General features: G+C 72.4%; 15 protein-coding genes. 9 read left to right on the forward strand and 6 right to left on the reverse strand.

Annotated features, from left to right (window positions below):
- Window position 1 precedes the first annotated feature (1 nt).
- Entirely contained in the window at window positions 2-613 is a 612-nt protein-coding gene (locus tag IQ210_RS44190) for a dihydrofolate reductase family protein (protein WP_194084894.1), read from the reverse strand.
- Window positions 614-744: 131 nt separating this feature from the next.
- Here IQ210_RS44190 and IQ210_RS44195 point away from each other — a divergent pair, with 131 nt between their 5' ends.
- The 3 genes from IQ210_RS44195 to IQ210_RS44205 all read left to right on the forward strand — a co-directional run bounded on the left by IQ210_RS44195 (window position 745) and on the right by IQ210_RS44205 (window position 3,584).
- On the forward strand, window positions 745-2,244 hold the full coding sequence (locus IQ210_RS44195; protein WP_194084895.1) for an MFS transporter: 1,500 nt from the start codon (window positions 745-747) through the stop codon (window positions 2,242-2,244).
- A gap of 147 nt (window positions 2,245-2,391) precedes the next feature.
- The gene (locus IQ210_RS44200; protein ID WP_194084896.1) at window positions 2,392-3,399 is read left to right on the forward strand and encodes a Ppx/GppA phosphatase family protein; all 1,008 of its coding nucleotides are present in this window, start codon (window positions 2,392-2,394) and stop codon (window positions 3,397-3,399) included.
- 14 nt (window positions 3,400-3,413) lie between these two features.
- Window positions 3,414-3,584 carry a hypothetical protein gene (locus IQ210_RS44205; RefSeq protein ID WP_194084897.1) on the forward strand — a complete coding sequence of 57 codons (171 nt, stop codon included), beginning with the start codon at window positions 3,414-3,416 and terminating at the stop codon, window positions 3,582-3,584.
- 344 nt (window positions 3,585-3,928) lie between these two features.
- Here IQ210_RS44205 and IQ210_RS44210 read toward each other — a convergent pair whose 3' ends face one another.
- Window positions 3,929-4,351, reverse strand: coding sequence for a protease inhibitor (locus tag IQ210_RS44210; protein WP_194084898.1), 423 nt, complete (start codon window positions 4,349-4,351; stop codon window positions 3,929-3,931).
- 324 nt (window positions 4,352-4,675) lie between these two features.
- Between IQ210_RS44210 and IQ210_RS44215 the strand changes: the two genes are divergently transcribed.
- The 4 genes from IQ210_RS44215 to IQ210_RS44230 all read left to right on the forward strand — a co-directional run bounded on the left by IQ210_RS44215 (window position 4,676) and on the right by IQ210_RS44230 (window position 9,272).
- Window positions 4,676-5,239 (forward strand): hypothetical protein, encoded by a 564-nt coding sequence (locus IQ210_RS44215; protein WP_194084899.1) that lies wholly within the window; start codon window positions 4,676-4,678, stop codon window positions 5,237-5,239.
- Between the two features lie 206 nt (window positions 5,240-5,445).
- Window positions 5,446-7,029, forward strand: coding sequence for a purine-cytosine permease family protein (locus tag IQ210_RS44220; protein ID WP_194084900.1), 1,584 nt, complete (start codon window positions 5,446-5,448; stop codon window positions 7,027-7,029).
- Window positions 7,030-7,110: 81 nt separating this feature from the next.
- Entirely contained in the window at window positions 7,111-8,280 is a 1,170-nt protein-coding gene (locus IQ210_RS44225) for a lactate 2-monooxygenase (RefSeq protein WP_194084901.1), read from the forward strand.
- Window positions 8,277-9,272, forward strand: coding sequence for a 2-hydroxyacid dehydrogenase (locus IQ210_RS44230; RefSeq protein ID WP_194084902.1), 996 nt, complete (start codon window positions 8,277-8,279; stop codon window positions 9,270-9,272). Before IQ210_RS44225 ends, IQ210_RS44230 begins: the two co-directional genes overlap by 4 nt.
- On the opposite strand, the gene IQ210_RS44235 is transcribed toward IQ210_RS44230, so the two are convergent.
- From IQ210_RS44235 to IQ210_RS44245, 3 genes are all read right to left on the reverse strand, one after another.
- A complete protein-coding gene (locus IQ210_RS44235) occupies window positions 9,247-10,863 on the reverse strand; it encodes an RICIN domain-containing protein (protein WP_194084903.1) in 1,617 nt (538 codons plus the stop codon). The two genes, IQ210_RS44230 and IQ210_RS44235, sit on opposite strands and share 26 nt — an antisense overlap.
- A 961-nt stretch (window positions 10,864-11,824) precedes the next feature.
- Entirely contained in the window at window positions 11,825-12,202 is a 378-nt protein-coding gene (locus tag IQ210_RS44240; RefSeq protein WP_007386606.1) for a hypothetical protein, read from the reverse strand.
- A gap of 3 nt (window positions 12,203-12,205) precedes the next feature.
- Window positions 12,206-12,451: a hypothetical protein gene (locus tag IQ210_RS44245; RefSeq protein ID WP_194084904.1), complete on the reverse strand. Its 246-nt coding sequence runs from the start codon at window positions 12,449-12,451 to the stop codon at window positions 12,206-12,208.
- Between the two features lie 136 nt (window positions 12,452-12,587).
- On the opposite strand from IQ210_RS44245, the gene IQ210_RS44250 reads away from it, so the two are divergent.
- Window positions 12,588-13,103: a methylated-DNA--[protein]-cysteine S-methyltransferase gene (locus tag IQ210_RS44250; protein ID WP_194084905.1), complete on the forward strand. Its 516-nt coding sequence runs from the start codon at window positions 12,588-12,590 to the stop codon at window positions 13,101-13,103.
- A gap of 12 nt (window positions 13,104-13,115) precedes the next feature.
- The gene (locus IQ210_RS44255) at window positions 13,116-13,838 is read left to right on the forward strand and encodes a 2OG-Fe(II) oxygenase (protein ID WP_194084906.1); all 723 of its coding nucleotides are present in this window, start codon (window positions 13,116-13,118) and stop codon (window positions 13,836-13,838) included.
- On the opposite strand, the gene IQ210_RS44260 is transcribed toward IQ210_RS44255, so the two are convergent.
- Window positions 13,835-14,446 (reverse strand): hemerythrin domain-containing protein, encoded by a 612-nt coding sequence (locus tag IQ210_RS44260; RefSeq protein ID WP_256783735.1) that lies wholly within the window; start codon window positions 14,444-14,446, stop codon window positions 13,835-13,837. The genes IQ210_RS44255 and IQ210_RS44260 overlap by 4 nt on opposite strands.
- Window positions 14,447-14,551: the final 105 nt, after the last annotated feature.

Consider the following 14,551-nt stretch of genomic DNA (forward strand, 5'->3'; position numbering starts at 1 on the left):
CTCACGAGTCGGCGCCGTAGGTGCCGAACTCCGGGGACCCCGCCCACTCGAAGACATGCACCGACAGGCCGCCGGGCGTCATCTCGTGGTCGACGGGCCGCAGCCCTGCCGGGGCGCCGCCGTCGGGGAACAAGCGCCGCCCCTGACCCACGACGACCGGGGCGATCGCGAGCCGCAGGGTGTCGACCAGGCCGGCGGCCAGCAGGGACTGGGCCAGCCGGGCGCTGCCGTGGATCTGAAGCTCCCGGCCGGGCTGTCGCTTGAGTTCGGCGACCTGGGCGGGGACGTCGCCGTCGAGAACCGTGGTCGGACTCCAGCTCCCCTCCGTCAGGTGACCCGAGGCCACGTACTTCGGCAGGCCGTTCATGACGGCGGCGAGGGGATGGTCGGTCATCCGCGGCCAGTCCCGGGCGAAGTTGTCGTAGGTCCGGCGGCCGAACAGGAGCCCGTCCGCCTCGCCGAGCCAGGCGCCCGCGAGCTGCTCGAACCGCACGTCCAGGTACGGCACGAACCAGCCGCCCCGCGTGAATCCGTCGCTGGTGTCCTCGTCCGGGGAGCCCGGCCCCTGGGAGACACCGTCGAGGGACAGGAACTGCTGAACCACCAGCTTCATCGCACGCCACTCTCTCCTAGACAGCGAAACGTTGCCGTTTCGATCGAACTGGTCTACCCTCTACGTGTACGAAACCGTTTCGTTCACGGCTTGGTAACGTTCCCGACCCCTTTCCCTGGAGTGGTTTGCCCATGTCCCAGAACACCCTGACCGACAGCGCCCCATCGGGCACTGCGGAGGCCGCGCCCGCCTCGAACAAGCGGTGGTGGATCCTCGCCGTCATCGCCCTCGCCCAGCTGATGGTGGTCCTCGACGCCACCATCGTGAACATCGCCCTGCCCTCGGCGCAGGCCGACCTCGGGTTCTCCGACGGCAACCGGCAGTGGATCGTCACCGCCTACGCGCTGGCCTTCGCCTCCCTCCTGCTGCTCGGCGGCCGCATCGCCGACCTCTTCGGCCGCAAGACGGCGTTCCTGATCGGAGTGGTCGGCTTCGCCGCGGTCTCCGCGCTCGGCGGTGCCGCGACCAACTTCGAGATGCTGGTCACCGCCCGTGCCCTCCAGGGTGCCTTCGGCGCCCTCCTCGCGCCCGCCGCGCTGTCGCTGCTGAACACGACGTTCACCGACGCCAAGGAGCGCGCCAAGGCCTTCAGCGTCTACGGCGCCATCGCCGGCGCCGGCGGTGCGGTGGGTCTGCTGCTCGGCGGCATCCTGACCGACGCGCTCGACTGGCGCTGGACGCTCTACGTCAACGTCGTCATCGCCGTCGTCGCCTTCGCCGGCGGCTGGCTCCTGCTGCACAACCACCGTGACGCCGGGAACTCCAAGCTGGACGTGCCGGGCACGATACTGGTCGCCGCTGGTCTGTTCTCCCTGGTCTACGGCTTCTCCAACGCCGAGACCCACGACTGGAACTCGCCCGCCACCTGGGGCTTCCTGATCGCCGGCGGTGTCCTGCTGGTCGCGTTCTCCTGGTGGCAGACCAAGGCCGCGCACCCGCTGCTGCCGCTGCGCATCCTGCTCGACCGCAACCGCGCCGCCTCCTTCCTCGCCGTGCTGATCTCCGGCGGCGGCATGTTCGGCGTGTTCCTCTTCCTCACCTACTACCTCCAGCTCAACCTCGGCTTCAGCCCGACGAAGACCGGTGTCGCCTTCCTGCCGATGGTCGCCGCGCTGATGGTCGCCGCCCAGCTCGGCACGACCAAGCTGGTGCCGCGGATGGGCCCCAAGGCCGTCATCCCGCTGGGCTTCGGCATCGCCGCGGTCGGCATGGCCTGGCTGACCGGCATCGGGGTCGGGTCGTCGTACACCAGCGCGGTGCTGCCCCAGCTGATCGTCGTCGGCCTCGGGCTCGGTCTGGTCATGCCGCCCGCGATGCAGCTGGCCACGGGCGGGGTCGCCGCGGAGGACGCCGGTGTCGCCTCCGCCACCGTCAACGCCATGCAGCAGGTGGGCGGTTCGATCGGTACGGCGCTGCTGAACACGCTGGCCGCGAGCGCCGCGACCGACTACCTGGCCGGCAAGGACCCGAGCAACAAGCTGGTCCAGGCCCAGGCCACCATCGAGAGCTACACCACCGCCTTCTGGTGGTCGGCGGGCCTCTTCGCCGCCGGCACGCTGATCGCGTTCCTGCTCTACCGCCGCGGGGTGCCGGAGCAGGACCCGGACGCCGCACCCGTGGTCCACATGTAGTTCCCCCCGAGCAGAGGGGCCGCCGTCATCAGGGAGACGGCGGCCCCTCTTCGCTGCCTTGGCGGCCGCATGCCGTATCTGGCCGGTTACCGCGCATCACACCCGGGCGCGGTGAGTGAAGGCCCCGAAGCGGGTACTCACGGGTCCATGCGAATCAGCGTGGTGGATGTGGGGTCGAACACGGTCCGGCTCGTGGTGGCGGACGCCGAGGGCGGGGTGCCGCTGCCGGTGCACACCGCGAAATGGCGGCTCCGGCTGTCCGAACAGGTCGAGCCGGGCGGCGCCGTGCCCGAGGAGGCGGTCGACAGACTCGTCGCCGCCGTGGCCGAGGCGGACCGGACGGCGACCGAGTGGGGCTCGGCCCCTCCGCTGGCCTTCGCCACGGCGGTGGTGCGCGGCGCGCCCAACTGCCGTGACGTGCTGCGCACCGTACGGACCCGCACCGGGGTCGAGCTGTGCACCCTGCCGGGCGAGCTGGAGGCGGAGCTGACCTTCCTCGGGGCGCGGCGCTGGATGGGCTGGCGGTCGGGGCCGCTGGCCCTGCTGGACATCGGGGGCGGCTCCCTCGAAGTGGCCTTCGGCCGCGGCAGGCTGCCGGACTTCGTGGCCTCGCTGCCGCTGGGCGCCGGCCGGCTGACCCACGAGTTCTTCGGCGGCGAGGACCCGCCGTCGCCGGAATTGCTGCGGACGCTGCGGCGCCGGGTCCGGCATCAGCTGCGGGACGTGGCGGCCCGGATCCGCTGGGAGGGGCCGCACACGGCGGTGGCCACGTCCCGTACGTTCCAGCAGCTGGGCCGGTTGTGCGGGGCGCCGCCCGGACGGCACGGACCGTTCGTGGAACGGGAGTTGCGCCGCTCGGACCTGCGCGCGGCGATCACCCGGCTCGCCGCCCTGCCCGCCGCCGAGCGCGCCCGGCTCCCCGGCATCTCCGCCCCCCGGGCCGCCCAGAGCCTGGCCGGCGCGGTGGTCGGCCACACGGCCCTGAAGCTGACCGGCATCAAGGCCGTCAGCATCTGCCCCTGGGCGATCCGCGAGGGCGTCCTGCTGCGCCACATCGAGGACGGCGCGTCCTGGTGGGCGGGGATCAGCCGCCGCAGCGAGGAGAACGGCGGCCAGGAACTCGTCCCGCTGCGCATCGCGGCCGCGACGAACTGAGAGAGGACAGTGCGATGACCCACGACAAGAAGCACCCCGAGACGGCCACGGAGCAAGTGCTGCGCAAGATCGAGGAGGCGGAACGCCACACCCGGGAGACCGAGGAACAGCGCCGCCGCCGGGGCGAGGCCGGCGAGGCCATCACCCCCAACACCCGCGCCCAGGAGGAGTCCGAGGGCGACTAGGGCGCCCTCCCGAGGGAGACGCCGTCGCCGGTGTCTGAGACAGCGGCGGCGTCCGAGGCCGCCGTACCGCCTTCTCCCGTGAAGCGCGCCGTGAACCCCATCTCCCTGGCGGGCCCCATAACGTCCGTGTATACGACGGCTGTTACGCAGCTCGGGGCTGCCCGGCCGGTTTCCGCCGCTGCCCGGCATCCCCGGGCAGCGGACTTGACTGCGAGGGCCGGCCGGGTGGCCCCACTCCGCCCGGCCGGCCCCCGGTGCGAGATCGCAGGGGTCCTCGTGACAGCGCCCGCGCTCCCCAGCCACGGGCTGCCGTCCGGTTTCACGGGAACCCCGCGACCCCGGCCCTAGAAGGTGAAGAGGCTGGCCCCGAGGGAGCCCTTCACGCACTCGTTGGCGAAGGTGCGCTCGTAGGAGACGCGTCTGCCCTGCCAGACCCCGTCGACGGTGACGACCACGGGGTCGTACTCCTTGGTGCACTGCACGTCGTCACGGGCCTGGAACGCGTCGAGGTCGCCGCCCACGCCGCGCAGTTCGGCACAGGCCAGAGCCGCCGCGGGATGTGTGCCGGAGGCGGTCGGCGCGCAGGTCAGGGTGACCGCGCGGGCCGGGGTGACGGTGGCGGCGCTGTCGCCGTGGCCCAGGGTGAGGACCAGGGCGGAGGGGGCGTAGAGCGAGTCCGGGGCGGCCAGGGCGGCTCCGGTGAGGGGGCCGCAGACGGCGCCGGCCGTGAGGGCGAGGGTCGCTGCCCAGCGCGCGGTGTTCCGCATGGTGTGCATCCTTCCGCTGATACGAGGGTGGTGCCGCGCCCGGCACGGTCGGTGCCGGGGCGGCGAGCGCGAGTCTGCCGAGTCCGCGGCCGGAACACACATCGACCCCACGCGTTTCAGTAACCTTGCGTGTTGAATCAGTGGCGCGAAGTCACGGAATTCGAACACCGGAGCCCAGTAACCACGCGGCTCTTGATCGTCTTCACCGACCGAATGGCCGGTTCACACCCGCTCCGCAATCGGCCTGAAACATTCCGGTTGAGCTCTCGGCGCACTCCGTCCCGACCCCTTGCGTTCACGCTCCGGCGGAGTAATCGTCATTACATGATTACAACAGAGCAACGAGAGAAGCTGCGCGGCTGGTTCGCCGGGCGGCTGCCCGACGACCTCTTCGAGGAACTGGCCGAACTGACCGTCGACCGTGAGGAGATCACCGTCATCGGCCGCATCCCCGCACCCCGGCTGGCCGAGGGCGCCTCGGCCACCGAGCGGGAGGCGGCCGTGCAGAGCCGGATGCAGGAGTTCCGGGAGCGCACCCGCGAGGCCCGGATCGAGGTGGCCCGCGAGGCCGAGCACCGGTTCCGGCGCAAGGTGTCCTGGGGTGTGGAGTGCGCCGGGGAACGCGCCCTGTTCACGCATGTGGCCGCGCCCGTGATGACCCGGCTGCGGCAGCCCGAGCGCCAGGTCCTGGACACGCTCATCGCGGGCGGCGTGGCCCGCAGCCGCAGCGACGCGCTCGCCTGGTGCGTCCGCCTGGTCCAGAAGCACACCGACGACTGGCTCACCGAACTGCGCGACTCCCTCGAACATGTGCAGCGGGTACGAGCCCAGGGTCCCGACACGGAACCGGAGGACACCCCTGCCGAGGGAGCCGACGACACCGAGTGATGGAGGTTTCGTACATCCGCGGCGCGAAGGATGGATGAACCGTCCTCTGGTGCGGCCCTCGACCGCGGCCTTACCGTCGGCAGACCCCCGAGAGGACGGCCTCCTCTCCCGCCGCACACCCCCGCGACGACGACCGGCCGCCCCCGACAAGCCCCTCCCCCGCGCCACGACGCGCTCCACCGCCGGTCCCCCTCGCTGGAGCCCCCTTGTCCCCGCAGCCCGACCCCTCGTCCGCGCCGTCCCTGACCGAGGTCGAGACCCACGGTGTCGACCGCATCCCCGACGCGGACCGCACCGCCACCCCGCTGGACCTGTTCCGGCTCGCCTTCGGCGGCGCCAACACCTTCTCCACCTGTGTGCTGGGCGCCTTCCCGATCCTGTTCGGCCTCTCCTTCTGGCAGGGCCTCGCGGCCACCCTGCTGGGCGTCGTCGCGGGGGCGCTGATCCTGTGTCCGATGGCGGTGTTCGGGCCGGTCAACGGCACCAACAACGCCGTCTCCTCCTCGGCGCACCTGGGCGTGCACGGCCGGGTGGTCGGCTCCTTCCTCTCCCTGCTGACGGCGATCGCGTTCTTCTCCATCTCGGTGTGGAGCTCCGGCGACGCCCTGGTCGGCGGCGCCCACCGGCTGTTCGGGCTGCCGCGCGGCGATCTGAGCTACGTCGTGGCGTACGCGCTGTTCGCGTGTCTGGTCCTCGCGGTGTGCGTGTACGGCTTCCGCTTCATGCTGTTCGTCAACAAGGTCGCGGTGACCTCGGCGAGCGTGCTGTTCGTGGTCGGCGCGATCGCCTTCGCCGGCGACTTCGACCCGTCGTACGCGGGCGTCTTCACGGACTCGGCGGACGCGGCCACGCAGTCCCTGTTCTGGCCGTCCTTCATCGGCGCCGCACTGATCGTCCTGTCGAACCCGGTGTCGTTCGGCGCGTTCCTCGGCGACTGGTCGCGCTACATCCCGGCGAGCACCCCGCGCCGCCGCGTGATCGGCGCGGCGTTCCTGTCGCAGATCGCCACGCTGCTGCCGTTCCTGTTCGGCCTGGCGACGGCCAGCATCATCGCGACCAAGGCCCCGGACTACGTCGACCCGGCCGCCCCCGACTTCGTGGGCGGACTGCTCGCCATCTCGCCGAGCTGGTTCTTCCTGCCGGTGTGTCTGCTGGCCCTGATCGGCGGCATGTCGACGGGCACGACCGCGCTGTACGGCACCGGCCTCGACTTCTCCTCGGTGTTCCCGCGGCTGTCCCGGGTGCAGGCGACGCTGCTGGTCGGCGTGGCGTCGATCGCGTTCATCTTCATCGGGCGGTTCGGCCTGAACCTCGTCCAGTCGATCTCGACGTTCGCCACGATGATCATCACCTGCACCACGCCGTGGATGGTCGTGATGATCCTGGGCTTCTGGACCCGGCGCGGCTGGTACGACCCGGACGCGCTCCAGGTCTTCAACCGCCGTCAGCGCGGCGGCCGTTACTGGTTCGCGCACGGCTGGAACTGGCGCGGCATGACCGCCTGGTGGGTCTCCGCGCTGCTCGGTGTGCTGTTCACCAACATCCCGGGCCAGTTCGTGGGCCCGCTGGGCGACCTCGCGAACGGCGTCGACATCAGCCTGCCGCTGTCGCTGGTGGTCTCCGCGGTGCTGTTCCTGACGCTGCTGCGGGTGTTCCCCGAACCGCGGGCCGTGTACGGGCCGGAGGGCGCGCGGCTCGCACGGACCGTCGACGTGCCGGTGCCGGCCATCACCGGACCGGGCGCGGTGCCCGGCGAGCCGGAGCCCGTGGCGGCGGCGAACGGCGGCTGACCCCGGTGTTCTGACCGGCCCTTACTCGCCAGTATCGTCGGAGCGCAGCGCGTTCTCAGCGACGAGAGGCGGGACCCACGGATGGCCAAGCACTGGGCGGACTTCCAGTACGAGATCTATCTCAACGGACTGTCAGGAGCCGTACCGCGGCTCCCGACCGACCTGACCCGCCTGGAGGAGCTCACCGAGCAGCGGCTCGGGCCGGGGCCGGTCGGGTACGTGGCGGGCAGCGCCGGTGACGGGAGCACCGCCCGCGCCAACCGGGCGGCCCTGGAACGCCGTCGGATCGTGCCGCGCATGCTGCGGGACGTGCACGAGCGGGACCTCGCCGTCGAGGTCCTCGGCCGGTCCCTGCCCGCCCCGCTGGCACTGGCACCGGTCGGCGTGCTGTCGATCATGCACCCGGACGCCGAGTCGGCCGCCGCCCGGGCCGCCGCCGCGCAGGGCGTGCCGTACATCCTGTCCTCGGCCTCCAGCACGCCGATGGAGCAGGTCGCGGAGGCGATGGGGGACGCCGAGCGCTGGTTCCAGCTGTACTGGCCCAAGGACCCCGAGGTCGCCCGGAGCTTCCTGCGGCGGGCCAAGGCGTCCGGGTTCACGGTGCTCGTCGTCACGCTGGACACTCCCCTGCTGGCGTGGCGGCCCCGCGACCTGGACCAGGCGTATCTGCCGTTCCTGCACGGCGTCGGCACCGCCAACTACTTCTCCGACCCGGCGTTCCAGGCGGCCCTGGCCAAGCCGGTGCACGAGGACCCGAACGCGGCGGTGCTGCACTTCGTGGGCATGTTCGCGGACCCCGCGAAGACCTGGCCGGACCTGGCGTTCCTGCGCGAGAACTGGGACGGCCCGATCGTGCTGAAGGGCATCCAGCACCCGGACGACGCGCGGCTGGCCGCCGATGCCGGGATGGACGGCGTGGTCGTTTCCAACCACGGGGGCCGGCAGGTCGCCGGGGCGATCGGCGCGGCCGACGCGCTGCCCCTGGTCGCCGAGGCGGTCGGCGACCGGCTCACCGTCCTCTTCGACAGCGGCATCCGCACCGGCGACGACGTTTTCAAGGCGCTCGCGCTCGGCGCCCGGGCGGTGCTCGTCGGACGGCCGTACGTCTACGGCCTCGGCCTCGACGGTCAGGCCGGCGTCGAGCATGTGATCCGCTGTCTGCTCGCCGAACTCGACCTCACCCTCGCACTGTCCGGACACGCCACGCCCACCACCGTGAGCCCCGCCGACCTCACGGAGGACCCCGTATGACCGCCCCGAAGAACGTGCTCGCCGTCATCGCCCCGCACGTCGGAGGCCGGACCGCCGGTGCCGGGCTCGCCACGCTCTTCCCCGGCGACGCCGAGGTCACGGTCGTCGAGCGCGCGGACGAGAACCCGGCGGCGCTGCGCGCGGCGCACGTCGTCATCACGGCCCTCGCCCCGGTCACCGCCGAACACCTCGCCGCCGCGCCCGAGTTGCAGCTCGTACAGTGCGCGAGCCACGGCTTCGACTACGTCGACGTCGAGGCCGCCCGGGAACTCGGCGTGCCGGTCTGCACCATCGGCTCCAGCGGCGCCGAGGCGCAGAACGTGGCCGAGCAGACCTTCGCCCTGATGCTGGCACTGGCCAAGCAGCTGGTCCCGGCCCACACCGCGCTCGTCGAGGCCGACTGGGCGCTCCCCCGCCTCCAGCGGTCCCTGACCGAGCTGTCGGGCAAGACGCTGGGCATCGTCGGCCTGGGACAGATCGGGCGCGAAGTCGCCCGGCGCGCGGTCGCGTTCGACATGAACGTCGTCTACGCGGGACGGCGCCGGGTGCCGGAGGTGACGGAGGCACGGTTGGGCGGGGCCCGGCATGTGCCGCTCGACGAACTGCTGCGTGTCTCCGACTACGTCTCGCTGCACGCGCCCCTGACCGACGACACGCGCAACCTCCTCGACGCCTCGCGGCTCGCGCTGCTCAAGCCGACCGCGTTCGTCGTCAACACCGCGCGGGGCGCGCTGATCGACCAGGACGCCCTCGCCGACGCCCTGGAGAAGGGGGCCCTAGCCGGGGCGGGCATCGACGTCTTCGACCCCGAACCGCCCACCCCGGCCCTGCGGTTGCTGCGCGCCCCGAACGTGGTGCTGTCGCCGCACGTCGGGGGCGTCACCCGCGAGACGCTGGTGCGGATCGCCCTGGCGGCCGTCCAGAATGTGGCCGGCTACCTGGCGGGCGATCCGCCCCGGGACGTGGTCAGCGGGCCCGCCCCTGCTCGCTGAGGTCCACGGCCCGCACGGACGGGGCGCCGGAGTCGGGGACCGACAGCGCGCCGGCGCTGGGCGAGACGGGGTCCGTCACCCAGCGCTGCTGGTCGGAGCCGTCACGGACCTTGACGACGATGTCGGAGTCCGGCTCCCCGCTGGTGGAGGTGACGGCGAGCTGCTCGTCCCAGCGGGTGAGCAACTCGCCCTGCACGGTGATGTCGTAGCGCACGTCGGCGGCCCGTTTGCCCTTGTCGTCCGCGCAGGTGCCGAGGATGACCACCCCGGCGTCGGCGTGCGAGTCGAGGCACAGGTCGGGGTCGGCGGCACTGCGCAGCAGCCCGTCGTCCTCGTCGTACGTCCATTTCTGGGTGTCGTCGTCCGAGCAGGCCTCCAGCTCGGTCGCGGCGCCCTCCTTCACCGCGCCCCGGATGTCGAGGCACAGGTCGGAGCCGACGTTGCGCAGCCTGGATCTGCTGGGCGCGAGGGGGAGTTGGGCGGTGCCCGGCGGGGACGCGGAGACGCCGTCCGGGGCCGACTCGCTGCCGGTGGCGCTGGTGGAGGCGGCCGGGTCGGCGCCGCCGTCGTCCGACCACAGGCTCGCGGCGAGCACACTGGCGATCAGGCCGGCGGAGGCGAGGCCGACTCCGGTGAGCAGCACCCGGGAGGGGCGGGGCCCCTCGGGGGGACGGCGGCCGGGCGAGGGGATGCGGGACAGCAGCCGCCGGCGTCCGCCGCCGTGCCGGGCGCCGCCCTGTGCGCGGGAGCCCTGCGCGCCTTGCCCACGCCGGGAGTCGAGATAGCGGCGGGCTCCCCAGCCGAGCACGGCCTCGGCGAGCAGAATGCCCAACCCACCCTCGAAATGGCTGAGTTGTTCGGCCGCGAAACGGCAGTAGCGGCACTCGCCCAGATGCTGCTGGACATCCGGCAACAGGGCTCCGCCGCGGCGAATCGGGACGTCGAGGAGGCGGTTGTAGAACCGGCAATCCTTGGTCGGCGCGAGTTCCCGATGGGCATGTACACAACCCTCGCGGAATTTGTCACGCGCCTGTTCGAGCGCGGCCGAGGCGCTGACGGTGTCCATACCGAGCAGGGCGGCGGGGACGGCTATCGGCTCGGCCTCGACCTCGGTGTGCCAGAGCAGACAGCGGGCGACTCCGGGCAGCGCGAGGAATGACCGCTCGGCGAGTTTGCGATTTTCGGGCGTCATGGACTTCGCCGCCCGCATACCGCGACCGCCGGCGGGTTTCCCGAGGTCCGGAAGTACGCCGGATATTCGGTCCTCGGCCGACCACTCACGGACGGTGTCCCGCGCGCGCACGAGCAGGCGGGGGCGCAGCGCGGTGGCCGGCTCACCGAGGGCGATCCGGTCGAGGACTTGGTGGAAGGCGGCCGCGGTGACCATGGAGGCCACCTCCGAGCGGGCGGCCAGGCAGATGACGGCGTACTCGTGGACCGGCTGCCAGTGACGCGCCATCAAAAGCGCGGCCGACTGGGCCGCCTCGCCGTCCGGACGGCCGCGGAGATGGGCGGCGAGGTCGTCGTCGGATTCCCCCGGGACTCCGCCGGGCGGCGGGTACGGAGGGCGAGGGGGGTGGGGGGTGGGCACTGAGCGGGTTCCTTCCCACGCGCATGTGGTTCTGTGCTTCAACTCGCCGAAAAGGAGCGGGGACGGATGCGTCCTCTCCGGTGATGCGCGAGGAGCGTGAATTCATGGCGGCTCGTCCGGCCCGGTTCCCCACGGGACGAATGAAGACCCGGCCTTTACCCCCCGCACAGGTAGTTCACCCTTGCACAACGGGGTCATGGCCAACAAGGCACTTGAGCAACATCAGCCTCATTGAAAGAAAGTCAGAAACGGGGTCGGCGCAGCTCTCCCCGCCCGGCTTTCGGTATTCCACACGCCCCGTGTGAAACACGCGCACGCGCCGGGGCACCGCGCACGCTCCCGGCGCGCACCACCCCGTAGTGCACTGGTACCGGCCCCTCGGAGGCCACGCACAGGACGGCGGCTCTCCTGTGCGCAACCGGCCGCCGACCCCGATCCTCCCGCCCTCGGTCGGCGGCCCCGAGGGCGGGCCGGGGTCGGCCAGGCCGACGGGCGCTTTGCGCGGACGAGTCCCAGGACTGCCGGGCCGACCGGTGTGCCTCACACGACGCGTCCCAGACCTGCCGGGCCGACCGGTGCCCCGTGCAGCGCGTCCCCAGATCCGCCAGTCCGCCTGACGCCTCGCGGGACGCGTCCCAGATCTGCCGGCCGCCTGACGCCTCGCGCACCCGCGTCCCAGATCTGCCGGGCCAACTGACGCCCCGCGCGTCCGCGTCTCAGACCTGCCGGGCCGCCTGACGCCCCGCGCACCCGGGTCTCAGACCTGCCGGGCCAACTGACGCCCCGCGCGGCGCGTCCCAGATCTGCCGGCCGCCTGACGCCTCGCGCGTCCGCGTCCCAGACCTGCCGGGCCAACTGACGCCCCGCTCGTCCGCGTCCCAGACCTGCCGGGGCCGCCTGACGCCCCGCTCGTCCGCGTCCCAGACCTGCCGGGCCAACTGACGCCTCGCGCACCCGTGTCTCAGATCTGCCAGGAGCGCAGTCGGTCGGCGGCGCCGTAGACGTCGGTCTTGCCGGAGATCAGGTCGCGGGCGAGGTCGACGAGGGCGCCGTAGGGCGGGTCGATGCCGACGCCGCTGACGAACATGTACGCCACCGCCGTCGCGCAGGCGAAGCGGGCGTTGGCCGACGGCAGCGGCTTGAGCAGGGCGAGGGTGTGCAGCAGCGCGGCGGCCCGCCAGGCGGGGTCGGAGTCCACGCCGAGCCTCGGTGGGTCGACGCGGTGCCGGGCGACGGCGGCCACCAACGCCGAGAAGTCGTTGATCGTGGGCTGGTCCGGCAGGACCTCTTCATGACGCTGGAGCAGCCAGGGGACGTCGATGTGGACGACGGAGGCCATCGGTCAGCCGGCCCGCCGCTCGCCGTGCCCGGCCGGTTCGTCGTCGGGAAAGGCGGCCGCGAACTCGTCGGCGTGGGCCGCGAAGAACCGCCGGAACGCCTCCGCGCCTTCCTTGAGGGCGCGATGCCGCGCGATGTCGGCGGCGGCCGCCTCCCGGACGAGGGCCTTCATCGACGTACCGCGCTCCTTGGCGATCTGCCGCAGGTCCTCTAGCTCACGATCACTGAACTCCACGTTGAGAGCTGGCATGCCCCAACGGTACCGCTGAGGTACTTACCCGTAAATACCCCCAGGTCAAAGCCGCTCCTGACGGGTACCTCGGGTACTCAGCACGACGTCCGAATCCCGCCGGTGACGGGCCGCCCGGCGCAGCAGACTCGTAGCCATGGACACGCACACGGACACCGACACGACGACCTTCACGACGATCGAGAGCCCTCTCGGCGAGCTGCTCCTCGTGGGCCGGGCAGGGATGCTCACCTCCCTGTCGATGCCGGGACAGCGCACCGCACCGGCCGTCCGCCCCGACTGGCAGCGCGACGACGACGCCTTCACCGAGGCCACCACCCAGCTCACCGCGTACTTCGCGGGCCGGCTCACCCGTTTCGACCTGCGGTTCGCCACGGACGGCACGGACTTCCAGCGACGCGTGTGGCAAGCCGTCGACACGATCCCGTACGGCACCACGACCACGTACGGCACGCTCGCCGCGCAGCTCGGTGTGGCGCGGGCCGACACCCCGGCCGTGGGCGCGGCGCTCGGCGCCAACCCGCTGCTGATCGTGCGGCCCTGTCACCGGGTGATCGGCGCGGACGGCTCGATGCGCGGGTACGCGGGCGGGGTGGACCGCAAGGTACGGCTGCTCACGCACGAGGGCGCGCTCCAGCCGACGCTCGTCTGACGGGAGGACCTCATGACCCTCACCCTGAACCAGGCCCGTCGCCGCGTCGCCGGGACCGACTGGGACGCGCTCGCCGCGGAGCTGGACGAGTACGGCAGCGCGCCCACGGGGCAGTTGCTGACGCCCGCCGAGTGCCGTGACCTGGCGGCGCTGTACGAGAAACCGGAGCTGTTCCGTACGACCATCGACCTGGCCCGGCACCGCTTCGGCTCGGGCGAGTACCGGTACTTCACTCACGACCTGCCCGCCCCGGTGGCCGCCCTGCGGGCCGCGCTCTACCCCCGCCTGCTGCCGGTCGCCCGCGACTGGGCGGCCCGGCTCGGCCGTCCGGCGCCCTGGCCGGACTCCCTCGCGGAGTGGCTGGAGCGCTGCCACGCGGCCGGGCAGGACCGGTCGGCGCAGATCCTGCTGCGGTACGGGGCGGGCGACTGGAACGCCCTGCACCGGGACGTGTTCGGCGAGCTGGTCTTCCCGCTCCAGGTCGTCGTCGGGCTCGACGTGTACGGCACGGACTACACGGGCGGCGAGTTCCTGATGGTGGAGCAGCGGCCCAGGGCGCAGTCCCGGGGCACGTCGACCGTGCTGCGGCAGGGCCACGGCCTGGTCTTCACCACCCGGGACCACCCGGTGCGCACCCGCCGGGGCTGGTCGGCCGGCGCGATGCGGCACGGTGTGAGCACCGTCCGCTCAGGACATCGGCACACCCTGGGCCTGGTCTTCCACGACGCCTCCTAGGCGCGCGCCCACAGGCCCCTGCGCCGGTAACCGCCCTCCCAGAACAGCCGGTTGAGGACGCGGACCGGCGGCGGCATACTGCCGAGGAACCTGGCACGGTCGGCGGGCGGGGCGCCGTCGACGACCCACGGCACGAACACCGCGGCCCCGCGCACCCCTTGGGTCTCCCGGATACGGCCGATGAAGGCGCCCCAGTCGGCGTCCGTCAGGACGTCCTGGATCAGCGGCAGGGCGCTGTCCTCCTCGTGCCGGAGATGGTCGTCCAGGGTGGCGGTCAACGCCCGTACGAGGTCGCCGAGTTCGGGCGCGCAGTCGGCCAGCGCGGTGTCGACGGCGGCGAGCAGCGGGTCGATGCGGGAGTGCTCGTCCTCCATCGCGTCGAGCAGCGCGAGCTCGCGCGGCCGCCCGGCGACCCGCTCCCTGACGCGCGGCCACAGCCCGGCGTCCTCGGCGGTGTGGTGGACGTGCAGCTGGTGCTGGAAGTTCTGCCAGCCGGCCCGGACCGCGGGGGTGCCGGCCCGTCCTTCGGCGACGGCGTCGGCCAGCCGGGCCAGATCGCGGCGGAAGGCGTCGTGGGACGCGTACATGGCGGTGAAGTCGATGGTCACCGGTCCTCCTCAGTGCCCACGGATGCGGACTCAGGGTCAAGAGGCCGGGGCGTCGCGGCGGTGTGACACGGCGCTCCCCCGGTGAGGCACACGTCACATTCAGGC

The organism is Streptomyces justiciae, from assembly GCF_015163075.1.
Classification (GTDB): Bacteria; Actinomycetota; Actinomycetes; order Streptomycetales; family Streptomycetaceae; genus Streptomyces; species Streptomyces justiciae.